This is a genomic window from Sphingomonas sp. LHG3406-1, assembly GCF_029637485.1.
Taxonomy (GTDB): Bacteria; Pseudomonadota; Alphaproteobacteria; order Sphingomonadales; family Sphingomonadaceae; genus Sphingomicrobium.
Genome location: NZ_CP069128.1, coordinates 1,895,162 through 1,909,009, shown reverse-complemented (window position 1 = coordinate 1,909,009; position 13,848 = coordinate 1,895,162). Strand labels below are relative to the sequence as shown.

14 protein-coding genes and 1 tRNA gene are annotated in these 13,848 nt (G+C 69.7%); 9 read left to right on the top strand and 6 right to left on the bottom strand.

Annotation, left to right across the window (positions count from 1 at the left end; genetic code table 11):
* Window positions 1-14 precede the first annotated feature (14 nt).
* Window positions 15-182, top strand: coding sequence for a DUF1674 domain-containing protein (locus tag JOY29_RS09270; protein ID WP_300973241.1), 168 nt, complete (start codon window positions 15-17; stop codon window positions 180-182).
* Here the strand turns inward: JOY29_RS09270 and JOY29_RS09265 are convergent.
* Window positions 179-1,156 carry an NAD(P)H-dependent glycerol-3-phosphate dehydrogenase gene (locus JOY29_RS09265; protein ID WP_300973240.1) on the bottom strand — a complete coding sequence of 326 codons (978 nt, stop codon included), beginning with the start codon at window positions 1,154-1,156 and terminating at the stop codon, window positions 179-181. The two genes, JOY29_RS09270 and JOY29_RS09265, sit on opposite strands and share 4 nt — an antisense overlap.
* The gene (gene tsaD, locus JOY29_RS09260; protein ID WP_300973239.1) at window positions 1,153-2,184 is read right to left on the bottom strand and encodes a tRNA (adenosine(37)-N6)-threonylcarbamoyltransferase complex transferase subunit TsaD; all 1,032 of its coding nucleotides are present in this window, start codon (window positions 2,182-2,184) and stop codon (window positions 1,153-1,155) included. Before tsaD ends, JOY29_RS09265 begins: the two co-directional genes overlap by 4 nt.
* Window positions 2,185-2,235: 51 nt before the next feature.
* On the opposite strand from tsaD, the gene hemC reads away from it, so the two are divergent.
* The 5 genes from hemC (at window position 2,236) to JOY29_RS09235 (ending at window position 6,363) form a co-directional block, all read left to right on the top strand.
* The gene (gene hemC / locus JOY29_RS09255; protein WP_300973238.1) at window positions 2,236-3,159 is read left to right on the top strand and encodes a hydroxymethylbilane synthase; all 924 of its coding nucleotides are present in this window, start codon (window positions 2,236-2,238) and stop codon (window positions 3,157-3,159) included.
* Window positions 3,156-3,803, top strand: a complete 648-nt coding sequence (locus JOY29_RS09250) for a uroporphyrinogen-III synthase (protein WP_300973237.1) — start codon at window positions 3,156-3,158, stop codon at window positions 3,801-3,803. Before hemC ends, JOY29_RS09250 begins: the two co-directional genes overlap by 4 nt.
* Window positions 3,800-4,603, top strand: a complete 804-nt coding sequence (locus JOY29_RS09245) for a hypothetical protein (protein ID WP_300973236.1) — start codon at window positions 3,800-3,802, stop codon at window positions 4,601-4,603. The genes JOY29_RS09250 and JOY29_RS09245 overlap by 4 nt, the downstream gene beginning before the upstream one ends.
* A 91-nt stretch (window positions 4,604-4,694) precedes the next feature.
* Window positions 4,695-5,750, top strand: a complete 1,056-nt coding sequence (gene bla / locus JOY29_RS09240) for a class A beta-lactamase (protein WP_300973235.1) — start codon at window positions 4,695-4,697, stop codon at window positions 5,748-5,750.
* A complete protein-coding gene (locus JOY29_RS09235) occupies window positions 5,737-6,363 on the top strand; it encodes a 2OG-Fe(II) oxygenase (protein ID WP_300973234.1) in 627 nt (208 codons plus the stop codon). Before bla ends, JOY29_RS09235 begins: the two co-directional genes overlap by 14 nt.
* 92 nt (window positions 6,364-6,455) lie before the next feature.
* Here the strand turns inward: JOY29_RS09235 and JOY29_RS09230 are convergent.
* Window positions 6,456-6,530, bottom strand: a tRNA-Gly gene (locus JOY29_RS09230).
* A gap of 160 nt (window positions 6,531-6,690) precedes the next feature.
* On the opposite strand from JOY29_RS09230, the gene JOY29_RS09225 reads away from it, so the two are divergent.
* A complete protein-coding gene (locus JOY29_RS09225; RefSeq protein ID WP_300973233.1) occupies window positions 6,691-7,596 on the top strand; it encodes a tetratricopeptide repeat protein in 906 nt (301 codons plus the stop codon).
* Window positions 7,593-8,234 carry an LON peptidase substrate-binding domain-containing protein gene (locus JOY29_RS09220; protein WP_300973232.1) on the top strand — a complete coding sequence of 214 codons (642 nt, stop codon included), beginning with the start codon at window positions 7,593-7,595 and terminating at the stop codon, window positions 8,232-8,234. The genes JOY29_RS09225 and JOY29_RS09220 overlap by 4 nt, the downstream gene beginning before the upstream one ends.
* A 4-nt stretch (window positions 8,235-8,238) precedes the next feature.
* Here the strand turns inward: JOY29_RS09220 and JOY29_RS09215 are convergent, their stop codons facing one another.
* Window positions 8,239-9,474, bottom strand: coding sequence for an FAD-dependent monooxygenase (locus JOY29_RS09215; protein ID WP_300973231.1), 1,236 nt, complete (start codon window positions 9,472-9,474; stop codon window positions 8,239-8,241).
* 105 nt (window positions 9,475-9,579) lie between these two features.
* On the opposite strand from JOY29_RS09215, the gene JOY29_RS09210 reads away from it, so the two are divergent.
* Window positions 9,580-11,913 carry a DNA translocase FtsK 4TM domain-containing protein gene (locus JOY29_RS09210; protein ID WP_300973230.1) on the top strand — a complete coding sequence of 778 codons (2,334 nt, stop codon included), beginning with the start codon at window positions 9,580-9,582 and terminating at the stop codon, window positions 11,911-11,913.
* 115 nt (window positions 11,914-12,028) lie between these two features.
* Here JOY29_RS09210 and JOY29_RS09205 read toward each other — a convergent pair whose 3' ends face one another.
* On the bottom strand, window positions 12,029-12,640 hold the full coding sequence (locus JOY29_RS09205) for a heme-binding protein (RefSeq protein WP_300973229.1): 612 nt from the start codon (window positions 12,638-12,640) through the stop codon (window positions 12,029-12,031).
* 30 nt (window positions 12,641-12,670) lie between these two features.
* Entirely contained in the window at window positions 12,671-13,762 is a 1,092-nt protein-coding gene (locus JOY29_RS09200) for an alkene reductase (protein WP_300975516.1), read from the bottom strand.
* Window positions 13,763-13,848: the final 86 nt, after the last annotated feature.

The window sequence follows — 13,848 nt, the reverse complement described above, 5'->3', positions numbered from 1 at the left end:
CCATCTCCTTTTGCATGCCGCGTCCAGCCAATCATCAGCCGCCCGCCTATCTCAGCAAGTCGCCGCCGGTGCCCAAGCCCGAGGAGGCGAGCCCCGCGCCGCCGCCCTCCGGCGACAAGCCACGCCTCGAGCCCACCCGATACGGCGACTGGGAAAAGAAGGGCATCGCCTGGGATTTCTAGGCCCTTTCCGGCCGTAGCGGACGACTGAGCAGCCGTTCCAGCACCGCGTCGACGTCGGCGCGTCCAGCAAGCAAATCGTCGACGGCGGCCACGATCGGCATCTCGATTCCTTCCTCCTCCGCCAGCCGGCGCAGTACCGGCGCGGTGAAGGCGCCTTCGGCAACGGTGCGGCGATCGGCCAGCAGTTCGGCGGCGGGCCGGCCCTGACCCAGCCCCTTGCCGAGCGAGAAGTTCCGCGAGCTGGTCGAGGAGCAGGTGAGGACGAGATCGCCAAGGCCCGACAGGCCGGCGAGCGTCTCCGCCCGGGCGCCGCGGGCCAGGCCGAAGCGGGTCATCTCGGCAAAGCCCCGGGCGATCAGCGCCGCGCGGGCGTTCTGCCCGAGGCCGCGTCCCTCGACGACGCCGCAGGCGATGGCGAGCACGTTCTTGACCGCGCCGCCAACCTCCGCCCCGGCGACGTCGTCGCTGAGGTAGATGCGGAAGGCGGGGCGGGCGATTCGGCTGCGGACGACCTCGGCCTCGGCTTCCACTTCGGCGGCCAGGGTCAGCGCGGTCGGCAGCCCGGCCGCCACCTCATGGGCGAACGTGGGGCCGGACAGCACCATCACGGACGTGTCCGGGCAGGCCTCGCGCGCGACCTGGTGGAGGAGCTGGCCGGTCGCTTCCTCGATGCCCTTGGAACAGAGGATCAGCGCACCCGGGCAGGGCGGCGCGGCCTGCAGGACGCGGCGCATGTGCTGCGCTGGCGTCACCGCGAGCCAGGCGTCGCAGCTGGCGAGATCGGCAAGGTCGGTGGTCGGAACGATCCGATTCGACAAGGGCACGCCGGGCAGGAACAGCTTATTCTCTCTGGCCGAGGCGATGCTTTCCGCCACCTCCGGCTCGCGCGACCAGAGCATGGTCTCGCCGCCCTGCGCCGCCACCTGCGCCAGCGCGGTTCCCCAGGCGCCGCCGCCGATCACCCCTATTTTCATGCCTTCACTCCTGCCCCCCGGACCGCCTCGGCGCCCTCGTCGAGCGGCCAGCGCGCCCGTGCCGGTGCGTCGAGCCCGTCGACCAGCCCGGCCGCGAACCGTTCGGCCCCGGCCCAGGCGATCATGGCGGCATTGTCGGTGCACAGCCAGCCGGGCGGAACCGAGAAAGCGCGGCCTTCCGCCGCCGCCAGCTGCTGCAGGGCCGAACGGACCGAGGCATTGGCCGCGACCCCGCCCGCCACCACCAAAGCCGGCGCGTCGGTCCGGCGCAGGGCAAGCCGCGTACGATCGACGAAACAGTCGACCACCGCCTGCTGGAAGCTGGCGGCGATGTCGGCGGGCCGATGCTCGCCCGCCACGACTGCGCGCTGCACCGCGCTCTTGAGGCCGGCGAAGGAGAAATGCGGCTCGCCGCTGCCGACCAGCGGACGCGGTAGCGGCACGGCCCTGGGGTCGCCTTCCCGCGCCAGCAATTCGATCGCAGGCCCCCCCGGATAGGGAAGCCCGAGCAGCTTCGCCGCCTTGTCGAACGCTTCGCCCGCCGCATCGTCGATGGTGGTGGCGAGCCGGCGATAGTCGCCGACGCCCCTCACCTCGAGCAATTGGCAATGGCCGCCGCTCGCCAGCAGCAGCAAATAGGGAAAGCCGAGGTCCGGATCGACCAGCCGCGGAGACAGGGCGTGGCCTTCCAGATGGTTGACTGCGATCAGCGGCCTGGCCGTTGCGAGCGCCAGTGCCTTGGCGGTGAGCAGCCCGACCATCACGCCGCCGATCAGCCCCGGCCCGGCGGTCGCCGCAATGGCATCGACGTCGCCCGGCCCGATCCCGGCCTCGTCCAGTACCTCCCGCACCAGTCCGGGCAGCACCTCGACATGGGCGCGGGCGGCGATCTCCGGCACCACGCCGCCGAACGGGGCATGGGCCTGGTTCTGCCCGATCACGCGCTGCGCGACGATCCGCCGGTCGCTGGTGACCAGGGCGGCCGCACTGTCGTCGCAGGAGGATTCAAGGCCGAGGATGAGCGCCATCTTGGAGCCGGGCCTTTGCGGTTACTGGGCGCTCTGGCAAGAGGGGTGCCGATGAACCCGCGCCTTACCCTCGGAACCCGCGCCTCGCCGCTTGCCCTCGCCCAGGCCCGCGCCACCGCGGCCAAGCTCGAGAAAGCGCATGGCTGGGATCCCGGCAGCGTTTCCCTGTTCGAGGTGCGTACCACCGGTGACAAGGTGCAGGACCGGGCGCTGGCGGAGATCGGCGGCAAGGCCCTGTGGACCAAGGAACTGGACCAGGTGCTGCTCGGCGGCGGCACCCAGGCTTCGGTCCATAGCTGCAAGGACGTCGAGAGCGAGCGGCCCGACAGCCTCTGCATCGCCGCCTTCCTGCCGCGCGCCGACGTGCGCGACAGGCTGATCGGCGCGCCGTCGGTCGAGGCGCTGAGCCAGGGCGCGAAGGTCGGCACCTCGTCTCCCCGTCGGACCGCGCAATTGCTTCGCCGCCGGCCGGACCTTTCCATTTCGATCATGCGCGGCAATGTCGCCACCCGGCTGCAGCGCGTCGTGACGGGCGATTATGAGGCGACCTTCCTTGCGGCTGCCGGCCTTGATCGCCTCGGCATCGACGAGGGCAGCGCCATCGACGTCGCCGACTTCCTTCCCGCGCCCGGACAGGCGGCGATCGCCATCGAATGCCGCAAGGACGATGCCGCGACCCGCGCGCTGCTCGACGCCATCGATCACAAGCCGACCCGCCGTGCCGTCACCGCCGAGCGATCCTTCGCGCGCGGCGTAGGCGGCTCCTGCCACTCGCCCGTCGCGGCGCTCGGCATCGTCGAGGGGGACGGCCGGCTGTGGCTGCGGGCCGAACTGCTCAGCAGCGACGGCTCCGAACATGTGCGGGGCGAACTTCACGCCGCCGAGGGCGAGGAGGAGGAGGCCGGCCTGGCGCTCGCCGCCGAACTGCTCGGGCGCGCGCCGGCCAACGTGCGGATGCTGTTCGCGGCGGCGTGAGACCGCTCGTCATCCTTCGCCCCGAGCCCGGCGCAAGCGCCACCGCGGCCCGCGCGGCTGCCTTGGGCCTCGAAGTGCGGGTCAGCCCCGCCTTTGCCACGGCGCCGGTCGCCTGGACGATGCCGGAAAGTCGGTTCGGCGCCTTGCTGCTGACCAGCGCCAATGCCGTCCGCCTTGCCGGACGCCTGCCCGACCTGCCGGTCCATGCCGTCGGAGAAGCCACCGCGAGCGCTGCGCGGGAAGCGGGGCTGACGGTCGCCAGTGTCGGCACCGGGGGCGTCGAGGCACTGCTCGAAACCCTTCCTGCGGATCTCGCACTGCTTCATCTCGCCGGCGAGGAGCGGATCGAGCTGGCGTCTCCCCCGCAGCGGGTCACGGCGGTCACCGTCTACCGTGCCGAGCCGCTTCCGCTGCCCTCGCCCGAGGCGCTGGCGGGCAGCGTCATCCTCGTCCACTCGCCCGCCGCCGGCCGACGCATCGCGTCGCTGGATGATGGCAAGGACCGCATCCTGATCGCTGCCATCAGCCCGGCCGCGGCCTCCGCCTGCGGCGACGGCTGGGCCGTCTGCGAAGCGGCCGCAAGCCCGAGCGATCCGGCCTTGCTTTCCCTCGCCGCCAAGCTGTGCGAGGAAGGCAACCGATGACCAGTGCTGTCTCAAGCCGCCGGGCCAGCTTCGGTACGGTCCTGCTCCTTGCCCTCCTGCTCGTCCTGGTGGGCGGCGCCGTCGCCATCTGGGCGCTGTCGCGCTTTCCCGAGGCGGCCCGTCTCGTCGGTTTCGCGCAACCCGTTGCGGCGCAGCCAGCCGACCAGCCGCTTGCGGTCGCGACCCTTCCGGCGCCCGGTAGCCCCGCCGTCCCGGCGATCGAGCCGACCCCCCAAGCCGAGGCCCGTGTCGCCACCCTCGAAGCACGGCTTGCTCGGGTCGAGACTGCCACCGCGCGGGCCGAAGGATCGGCCGGGCGCGCGGATGCCCTGCTGGTCGCCTTCGCTGCCCGTCGTGCGATCGATCGTGGAGTCGCGCTCGGCTATCTCGAGCCATTGCTCAGCGAGCGCTTCGGGCCGAGCCATGCCCGCGCCGTGGCGACCATCGTCACCGCGTCGCGCAGGCCGGTCCGGCTGGATCAGCTGATCGCCGACTTCGACACGCTCGAGCCGCGCCTCAAGGCCGCGCCCGAGAGCGCAAGCCTGTGGGAGAATGTTCGCCGCGAGATGGGCAGTCTCGTCAGCATCCGTCGTGCCGACCAGCCGAGCCAGCGTCCCGTCGCCACCTACGAGCGCGCCTCCGCTCGGCTGTCGTCCGGACAGGTCGACCAGGCGCTGGCGGAGGCGATGCGGTTGCCCGGCATCTCGGGTGCACCGCAATGGGTGGCGAATGCCCGCGCCTATATCGCCGCGCATCGTGCGCTCGACGAGATCGAAGGCGCGGCCCTGCTCGCCCGCTAGAGGCTTGCATCGACGACTCCACTTTGCGAATCAGTGGCCAAGGCGCGGCGCGTCCGCGCGTGACGAGCTTGCCGAGGGGAGGCGAGACGCCATGACGTCGCATTGGACCAGGCTGTGCGCGGTCGCGCTGACCGCTGCAGCCGTGCTCACGCCGGGTACCGCATCGGTCCACACACGGACCGCCGCTCCGGCCACACCGGCCGAGCTGGCGCGGCGGATCGACCAGCTTGGAAGCGGCTTCAAGGGACAGGTCGGAATCGCCGTCCAGTCGATCGACCGTGGCTGGCGGACCGGCTGGAAGGAGACCGAGCTTTACCCGCAGCAGAGCGTCAGCAAGTTCTTCGTCGCCTTGACTGCGATGGACGCCGTGGACCGCGGGCGGCTGACGCTAACAGGCCCGGTGACGCTCACCAGGAGCGACCTCACCCTGTTCAACCAGCCGATCGCCCAGCGTGTGCTCAAGACCGGCACCTACACGACCACGGTCGAGACGCTGATGATCGATGCACTGACCAGGTCCGACAACACCGCCAACGACAAGCTGATGCGCGTGGCGGGCGGGCCCGCGGCAGTGCGGCGCTTCATCGAGGACCGCAGGCTCGGCGCAATCCGTTTCTACGAAGGCGAGCGCGCGCTCCAGTCCCGCATCGCCGGCCTCAGCTGGAGCCAGGACCTGTCGATCGGAAATGCCTTCTACCGGGCGCGCGAGGCGCTGCCGATGAGCGTGCGCCGGAGCCTGTTCGAGCGCTACATCGCCGACCCTTATGATGGCGCCTCGCCGGCCGCGATCGCGTCGACCCTCGCGCGGCTGAAGCGCGGCGAGTTGCTTTCGCCCGCCGCCACCGCGCGACTGCTGACCATCATGAGTGACACCCGCACCGGCAAGAACCGCCTCCGCGGCGGGCTGAAGCCGGGCTGGACCCTTGCCCACAAGACGGGGACGGGGCAGATCCTCGGCGGCGTGCAGGCGGGTTACAACGACATTGGCGTCCTGACCGCCCCTGACGGCAGCAGCTATGCCGTCGCCGTGCTGATCAAGCGCACTTCGACCCCGCTGCCGACCCGCATGGCGCTGATGAACGAGGTGGTGCGCAGCGTCATCGCCGCGCACGAGGCGGAGCGGGGAGGGAGCCTTGCCTTCCAGTGAGGTGGCATTGCGGCTGCGCGGCCTCGCCGGCGTGCAGCGCGTGCCCAGCCCGAAGCTGGAGCTGTTCATCCATCGCGCATTCCTGAGCGAGCCGGAGCGCACCGCGCTGATCGCGATGATCGAGGCCAATCGGCGGCCGTCGACCATCGCCGACGACCGCGGCGAAGCGAACTTTCGCACCAGCGAAACCTGCGACCTCGATGGCAATCAACCGCTCGTCGCGGCGGTCAATCTGCGGATCAGCACCCTCCTCGGCCTGGACGACCGGCTTGGCGAGCCGCTTCAGGGGCAGCGCTATGCGCCGGGGCAGGAGTTTCGCGCCCATACCGACACGTTCGAGCCGACCGGCGCCGATTACTACGTCCACTGCGCGGACAACGGCCAGCGGACCTGGACCGCGATGGTCTATCTGAACGACGTCGAGGATGGCGGCGCCACCCGCTTCAAGGCAATCGGCAAGACCATCCAGCCAGAAGCGGGCAAGCTGCTCGCCTGGAACAACCTGCTCGACGACGGCCGGCCCAATCCGGCGACCATCCACCAGGGCATGAAGGTCCGGCGCGGGACCAAGTACATCCTCACCCGCTGGTATCGGCAACGGCCCTACGGCTGAAGGGCCTGCGCCCCCGTTCGCCCCAAGCGGCCACGCGCTTCGATCGGCGTGCGGATTTCGGTTCTTGAGTTTGGCGCAGACCGTTGGTCCGCTGGAGCGGGCGAAGGGATTCGAACCCTCGACCCCAACCTTGGCAAGGTTGTGCTCTACCCCTGAGCTACGCCCGCTCTGGCGCCAAGCGACGGCAACGGGGCCGTCGGGGTGGCGGTCCATTAGCGGCGGTGTTTGCAACTGGCAACCCTTTCGCTCGGCTTGTGTTGCTTCCCTTGGCGAGGCAGTGCCCTTGGCCCATATGACGGCAGCGCGACGAAAGGATAAGCAGAACAAGTGGCCACTCTCGGAATGAGCGCGGACGAACGGGAAGCGATTCGCAGCTTCCAGGAGCGGGTGCTTCAGCCCAGCCTCGAGAATCTCGTCATTCTCGACTTCTGGGCGGAATGGTGCGGGCCGTGCAAGCAGCTCGGCCCCGTGCTGGAGAAGGTTGCGGCCGACTACGCCGACAAGGGCGTCAGGCTGGTCAAGATCGACGTCGACGAAGAAAAGGTGATCGCGGCGCAGTTCCAGATCCGCTCGATCCCGACCGTCTATGCGATCTTCGGCGGCCAGCCCGTCGCCGACCTCACCCAGTATCGCAGCGAAGGGCAGATCAAGCGCGTGCTCGACCAGCTGCTCGGGCAATTGCCGGTCAAGGGCGAGGCGCAGGCGCTGGAGGCGGAAATCGCGCCGCTGATCGCGATGGGCGAGGAAGTGCTTGGCTCGGGCGATGCGGGGCGGGCCGAGAACATCTTCCGCCAGATCGCCGACATGGACCCCGACCATCCCGAGGTGATCGGCGGGCTGGTCCGCTCGATGGTCGCGCTCGGCCGGGTGGACGAAGCAAGGGCGCTGATCGAGGCTCTGCCCGATGCGGCTGCTGGCGATCCCGCCATCGCCCGTGCCCGCGCCGCGCTCGACATTGCCGCCACGCCGCCAGTCGATACCGCCGCCTTCGAGCAAAGGCTGACTGCCGATGCCGATGACCATGAGGCCCGGTTCGAGCTTGCCAATGCCCTGATGGCCGGGGGCCGCCGCGACGAGGCTGCCGACGCGCTGCTCGAGATCGTCCGCCGCGACCGCGCGTGGAACGAGGGCGCGGCCCGCACCCGCTTCCTCCAGTTGCTGGAAGCGGCGGGCCTCGAGGACCAGTGGGCGCGCGCGCAGCGCCGGCGCCTGTCGGCCCTGCTGTTCACGTGAGCAGCGCCCCGCTTCGCCTGCCCCTCTTCCCCCTCGGCGGAGCGATCCTCTTTCCGCGCAGCCACCTGCCGCTCCACATCTTCGAGCCGCGCTATCGGCAGATGATCGAGGATGCCGTCGCCGGCGGCGGGCTGATCGGCATGATCCAGCCCAAGGCGGCACCCGACGACGGGCTTGGCCAGCCGGAGCTCTACCGCATCGGCTGCATCGGCGAGATCGTCGGCCTCGAGGAACTGGGCGACGGCCGCTACAATATCGTGCTCCAGGGCACGACCCGGTTCCGGCTGATCGCCGAAGCCGATGTCGGCACCCCCTATCGCCAGGCGGACGTCATTCCGGGTGACGATGCCGACAGCGATTCCGACGCGCTCGCCTCGGTGCTCCGCGCCGCGGTCGAGCAGGAGGCGCGGCTGCTCGGTGACGCCATGGGGCTGACCGTCGACTGGGACGCGGTGGAACGGCTCGACGACGAGATGCTGGTCAACGCCATCGCCCAGGTCGCACCCTTCGATCCGGGGGCCAAGCAGGCCCTGCTGGAGGAAGAGGCGCTTCCCTCCCGCGCCGAGCTACTGGTGCAGCTGATGCAATTCCTGCGCATGGCGCAGGGCGGCGGGGACCTCAGCCCCCGGATGCAATAGGCGCCTAGAGCGCCTCACCCAGCAGCAGCCGCGGCAGGTCACCGCTGTTCCCCCGCGCCGCGGCGTTGAGCTTTTCCTTCAGCGGGCCCAGTCGGTCGACGATGCCCATGCCGAACCGCCGTACTGCCGACGCCGCCTTGCCGGGCACCCCGTAGAGGCGCGTCAGTCCGTCGGTCGCAAGCGCCACGCTGAAGGCGTCGAGCGCCCGCCAGCGCTGGTAGCGGTCGAGCAATTGCCGGTCGCCGAGATCCAGTCCGAGCCGAGCGCCGTCGACCAGCACTTCCGCCAGCGCGGCCGCATCGCGGAAGCCGAGGTTCACGCCCTGGCCGGCGATCGGGTGGATGGCATGGGCCGCGTCGCCCGCCAGCGCGAGTCGCCGGTCGGTGATCCGGACCGCATGGTGGAAGCCGAGCGGGTAGGAGGAGCGCGGGGTGAGTAGCCGGATGTGGCCGAGGAACCCGCCCATCGCCGCCTGCGCCTCGGCGGCAAAGGCGGCGTCGCCCAGCGCCAGCAGTCCGGCCGCCCTGTCGTCGCTGATCGACCAGACGATCGCCGACCGGTGGGTGCCATCCTCAAGGTCGTTCATCGGCAGAAGCGCGAATGGCCCCGACGGATAGAAGATCTCGTAGGCGATATGCTCGTGCGGCTGATCGTGGGCGAGGGTCGAGACGATGGCGGTGTGCAGGTAGGACCAGCGCGCCATGCGGATTCCTGCAGCCTCGCGGCTCGGCGAGCGTCTGCCCTCGGCGGCGACGATCAGGGGCGCGCGAATCTCCTCGCCGCCCGTTAGCTGCACCGTGCCGGCAAAATCGTCTCGCACGACTTTCGCCACCTGCGACGTCCAGCGCAGGTCGATGTTCGCGCCTGCTTCAGCGCGCGCCAGGAGGGCGGCGCGGAGGTGCCGGTTCTCGTGCATGACGCCGAGGGGCTCGCCATCGCGGCCGGGCTCGAAGGTCAGTCCCCCTGGCTGCAGACCGTCGGCGACGCGGATGGCGTGGATGGGGCAGCCCGGCGCGGCGAGATGCTCGAGCACGCCGGTGGTCTCCAGCATTCGCATGCTGGACGAGGAGACGGCCGTCGTCCGCCCATCGAACGTCGCCGCCTTCCAACTCTCCGGATCGGCCGGGTCGACGATGGTGACCGCGAGCCCCGCGCCGTCGAGTGCGGCGGCGAGGGACAGGCCGACCAGCCCCCCGCCAAGGATGATGACGTCCGCTGAGGATCGATGCGCCTGTGTCATGAGAGTCGCATGTAGGCGCTTCGACGCATGGCGTCATCCTTGACCATGGACTCTATGGGCAGGCACAATAGGTGAACATGCCGAAGCGAGGGCGGGGATAGGACAATGGCCACGGCAGCAGCACGCACCCGCGCGGACCGGCGCGACCTCGAGCCCGACTGGAGGGACCGGCTCGGCGATGCCGTGCGCGCCTTCGCGATCCGCTTGGCCGGCGTCGCCCTGCTCGGCGCCGCGGTCGCGATGACCGTTGCCCTGCTCACCCATGAGCGGACCGATCCGAGCTGGAGCACGGCGGCCGGTGGACCCGCTGCCAATTGGCTTGGCTTGCCCGGCGCCTATGCCAGCGACCTGCTGCTTCTGTTGTTCGGACTGAGCGGTATCCTGCTGTTGCCGGTCGTCGCCATGGCGGGCGTCAGGCTGCTCGGCGGACGTCCGTCGGGTCGGTTCGGGCGAGCCCTGCTGGTCGCCGCCGGCGGCGCTGTCCTCGTTGGCATGGCACTTGGCCTGCTGGTCAACTCGTCCGTTTCGGGGCTCCCGGCCGGCTGGGGCGGCGTCCTCGGACTGGGTGGCGCCGCGGGATGGAACACGCTCCTCGGCCTCATTCCCGAGCCTGCCATCGCCGGACCTAGCCGGATCGCGCTGATCCTGTTGCTGGGCATCGGCGGGCTGCTGTTGGCCCTCCTTTCGCTGGCGCTGCGCGACGAGGAGAAGGCCTATGTCGCCGACCGCTTCCGCCGCACCGGCGAGCGTCTTCCGGCCCCGCGCCGTACCGCCGCCGAAGCCGCCGAACCGCGCGTCGCCGCACCGCCCAAGTCGCGACCCAATGTCGAGGTGCGCGAGCCGAGTGCCGGCATCGTTCCTGCCGAGGCGAAGAAGATCGGTCGCAAGGCCGCAGCCGCGCAGCAGCAGAGCCTCGCGCTCGGCGACAGCTACGCCTTGCCGCCGATCGACCTGCTCACCCCGCCGCCCGAATCCGGGCGCAATCAGGTCGACCGCGCGGGGCTGGAACGCAACGCCCGCCTGCTCGAGAGCGTGCTGGAGGACTTCCACGTCCGCGGCGACATCGTCGAGGTCCGCCCTGGCCCGGTCGTCACCATGTACGAGCTGGAACCAGCCAGCGGCATCAAGGCGAGCCGGGTCATCCAGCTGGCCGACGACATTGCCCGCAACATGTCGGCGCTCAGCGCGCGCGTGGCAACCATTCCCGGACGCAGCGTCATCGGCATCGAGCTGCCCAATCCGAAGCGCGAGAGCGTCGCGCTGCGCGAACTGATCGGAAGCCAGGCCTTCGCCGACCAGGGGATGAGCCTGCCGCTGATCCTCGGCAAGAACATCGCCGGCGATCCGGTCATCGCCGACCTCGCGCCCATGCCGCACCTGCTCGTCGCCGGCACCACCGGCTCGGGCAAGTCGGTCGGCCTCAACTGCATGATCCTGTCGCTGCTCTATCGCATGGGCCCCGACCAGTGCCGGATGATCATGATCGATCCCAAGATGCTCGAACTCAGCATCTACGATGGCATCCCGCATCTGCTCGCCCCGGTGGTGACCGAGCCGCCCAAGGCGATCCGCGCGCTGAAATGGGCGGTCGAGCAGATGGAGGAGCGCTATCGCATGATGGCGAGCCTCGGCGTCCGCGCGCTCAAGAGCTTCAACGACAAGGTGCTCGAGGCCAAGGCTCGGGGCACCAAGCTCGGCCGCAAGGTCCAGGTCGGCTATGACGCCGACAGCGGCCAACCCGTCTACGAGACGGAGGAGCTGGACTATGAGGTGCTGCCGCAGATCGTGGTGGTGGTCGATGAGCTCGCCGACCTGATGATGACCGCCGGCAAGGAGGTCGAATTCCTCATCCAGCGGCTGGCGCAGAAGGCGCGCGCGGCCGGGATCCACCTGATCATGGCGACGCAGCGGCCGAGCGTCGACGTCATCACCGGCGTCATCAAGGCCAATCTGCCGACCCGCATCAGCTTCCAGGTCACCAGCAAGATCGACAGCCGCACCATCCTCGGCGAGCAGGGCGCGGAGCAGCTGCTGGGCAAGGGCGACATGCTCTACATGCCCGGCGGCAAGCAGATATTGCGCGTCCACGGTCCGTTCGTCAGCGACGAGGAAGTGCGGCTGGTCGCCGACCATTGGCGCCGGCAGGGCACGCCCGACTATATCAGCGCGGTCACCGAGGAGCCGGAGGATGGCGGCTTCGCCCTCGACGGTGCGCCGGACGACGACGGCGATCCCGAAAGCGCGCTCTACCGCAAGGCGATCCAGATCGTCGCCGAGAGCCAGAAGGCCTCCACCTCCTACCTCCAGCGGCAGCTACGCGTCGGCTACAACAGCGCGGCGCGGCTGATCGAGCGGATGGAAAAGGATGGCAAGGTCGGGCAGCCGGACCATGTGGGCAGGCGCGAGGTGCTGATGGATACGGACGGGCATCCGCTCTGACTTCGTCGCCCCGCCCATCAGGGGGGCGGCTCGCGAAGGGAGCGACGGGGCCTTGCAGACCACCTAAGGCGCCTCTGCCCCCTTGGGTACCTCCCCGCGAGGGCGGGGACTTCGATTACTTAAGCGCCAGCAGCACCTCATTGCGCCGGAGCGGCGGCGGGATCATCGGCGAGTTGAAGAAGGCATATTCGGGCTCGCTGGCAAGGCATTCCTCGCCATGCCGCGACAGCCAGCCGCGCAGCCGGTCCGCCGCCGCCTGCAGCCGGTCGTCATGCGCCGTGCCGTGGAAGGTGGCAGCGCCCATCCGTCGCGCCGGGATCTCGACGAGCGTGATGCCCTCGGGCGGCGGGTCGAGGTCGGTGGCATCGTCCGGCAGGATGAAGCGCACCCGCCACGCTCCCTCGACCTCGTCGTCGAACAGGGGCGGGTCGCTGGCCATCGGATTGCCCGCGTCCTGCAGGACCGGCACCGTCATCGGCAGGTCCTCGCCCAGCACGTAGGAGGACAGCAGGCGGTAGCCGTTGTTGAGTGCTTCCTTGCGCGGTCCGGCGATGATCGTCTCGGCGACGCGCACGGCCGGATAGGACCTGATCTGGAGGTCGCCGTCACTCACCAGCACTCGCCAGTTGGGCCGCGGCGCGGCCTTCTCGCGCAGGACATAGGCAATGCCGAGGCCGACAAGGGCACTGGCCGCGATGGTGCCGGTCGCCTTCCAGTTCAACTTCATCGTATCTGTCTCCATGCCGTCCCAAGCGGCTCAGGCTGCGGCCTGTTCCGTGGCGGCGGGATAATCCGTGTAGCCCTCGGGACCCGGCGTGTAGGCCTTCTTCGGATCATAGTCGGCAAGTGGCAGGCCCTTGCGAACCCGAGCGACCAGGTCGGGATTACCGATGAACGGACGGCCAAAGCTGATCGCATCGGCGACGCCCTCCGCCAGCCGCTGGTTGCCGCTGTCCAGGCCATAGTCGCTGTTGAGGATGAGCGTGCCCCCGAACACCTTGCGGATGGCGGGGCTGACCGGCGGCACCTCGGTGGCGAGGAAGCTCGACTGGCTGCCCGGCTCGCGCAGCTCGAGGCTTGCGATGCCGAGTTCGCCGCACACCGCCCCCGCCGCCGTGAACAGCGCCTGGGCATCGCTGTCGTCGCAGCCCTGCACCGCACCATTCGGGCTAAGCCGGACGTGGGTGCGGTCGGCTCCCACCTCGGCGATCATGGCCGCGACGACCTCGCGAAGCAGGCGAACGCGATTGGCGACCGGCCCGCCATAATCGTCGTCGCGAAGGTTGGTCCCGTCGCGCAGGAACTGGTCGATCAGATAGCCATTCGCGCCGTGCAGCTGGACTCCGTCGAAGCCGGCGCGGATCGCGTTGCGTGCCGCGGTCGCATAATCGCCGACGGTACGAGCGATGTCGTCGAGGGTCGCGGCGCGCGCCTCCTCGTAGACCTTCTTGCCGTCATAGGTATGCGCCTTGAAGGGCGCGGTCGTGGCACTGGCCGAGAGGGGCGCACCGCCGCCGAGATAGTCGGGATGAACCAGTCGCCCCATGTGCCACAGCTGGGCGACGATCCTCCCGCCGGCGCGATGCACGGCCTCGACCACCGGCTTCCATCCCTCGACCTGCGCGTCGGTCCACAGCCCCGGAGCGCTCGGCCATCCAAGCCCTTCGCGGCTGATGCCGACACCTTCGGAGATGATCAGGCCCGCTTCGGCGCGCTGGACATAATAGGTGCCCATGATCTCGGTCGGAACGCCGTCACGGGTCGCCCGGCCGCGGGTCAGCGGGGCCATGAGGATTCGGTTGGGGCAATCGAGGCTGCCGATGCGGATGGGGTCGAACAGAGTAGGCATGGTGTTTTTGGTCATCCTGAACTTGTTTCAGGATCCATTTGGCCACAGGCGCGGCCTTCAACAAGAAGAGGGGTGCTGAAACAAGC

Excerpts from the sequence above, each read along its gene's own strand:
- bla (WP_300973235.1), top strand. The coding sequence starts at position 4,695 with ATGACGTCGCATTGGACCAGGCTGTGCGCGGTCGCGCTGACCGCTGCA.
- JOY29_RS09205 (WP_300973229.1), bottom strand. The coding sequence starts at position 12,640 with ATGAAGTTGAACTGGAAGGCGACCGGCACCATCGCGGCCAGTGCCCTT.
- JOY29_RS09245 (WP_300973236.1), top strand. The coding sequence starts at position 3,800 with ATGACCAGTGCTGTCTCAAGCCGCCGGGCCAGCTTCGGTACGGTCCTG.
- hemC (WP_300973238.1), top strand. The coding sequence starts at position 2,236 with ATGAACCCGCGCCTTACCCTCGGAACCCGCGCCTCGCCGCTTGCCCTC.
- JOY29_RS09210 (WP_300973230.1), top strand. The coding sequence starts at position 9,580 with ATGGCCACGGCAGCAGCACGCACCCGCGCGGACCGGCGCGACCTCGAG.
- JOY29_RS09200 (WP_300975516.1), bottom strand. The coding sequence starts at position 13,762 with ATGCCTACTCTGTTCGACCCCATCCGCATCGGCAGCCTCGATTGCCCC.
- JOY29_RS09270 (WP_300973241.1), top strand. The coding sequence starts at position 15 with ATGCCGCGTCCAGCCAATCATCAGCCGCCCGCCTATCTCAGCAAGTCG.
- JOY29_RS09215 (WP_300973231.1), bottom strand. The coding sequence starts at position 9,474 with ATGACACAGGCGCATCGATCCTCAGCGGACGTCATCATCCTTGGCGGG.
- JOY29_RS09265 (WP_300973240.1), bottom strand. The coding sequence starts at position 1,156 with ATGAAAATAGGGGTGATCGGCGGCGGCGCCTGGGGAACCGCGCTGGCG.
- tsaD (WP_300973239.1), bottom strand. The coding sequence starts at position 2,184 with ATGGCGCTCATCCTCGGCCTTGAATCCTCCTGCGACGACAGTGCGGCC.